This is a genomic window from Janthinobacterium sp. GW821-FHT03C10 (assembly GCF_059420865.1).
Genome location: NZ_JBWKUN010000024.1, coordinates 1 through 516 on the forward strand (window position 1 = coordinate 1; position 516 = coordinate 516).

Annotated in this window: 1 rRNA gene; it reads left to right on the forward strand. The window is 52.1% G+C overall.

The features are described 5' to 3' along the window. Nucleotides 1–516: ribosomal RNA gene (locus tag AC07VH_RS29215) — 23S ribosomal RNA — on the forward strand; the annotation flags it as partial.

A 516-nucleotide genomic window follows, 5' to 3' on the forward strand; every position in this document is an offset into this window, starting at 1 on the left:
GCGTAATAGCTCACTGATCGAGTCGTCCTGCGCGGAAGATGTAACGGGGCTAAGCCAGTCACCGAAGCTGCGGATATTCTTTATGATATGGTAGGAGAGCGTTCTGTAAGCCTGCGAAGGTGTCTTGTAAAGGATGCTGGAGGTATCAGAAGTGCGAATGCTGACATGAGTAGCGATAATGGGGGTGAAAAGCCTCCACGCCGTAAGCCCAAGGTTTCCTGTTCAACGTTCATCGGAGCAGGGTGAGTCGGCCCCTAAGGCGAGGCAGAGATGCGTAGCTGATGGGAAGCAGGTTAATATTCCTGCACCGTCGTATGATGCGATGGGGGGACGGATCGCGGAAGGTTGTCTGACTGTTGGAATAGTCAGTTTCTGTCTCATAGAAGGCACTTAGGCAAATCCGGGTGCGGAATTCAAGGGGATGGGACGAGTGAACTTGTTCACGAAGCAATCGGAAGTGGTTCCAAGAAAAGCCTCTAAGCTTCAGTCATACGAGACCGTACCGCAAACCGACAC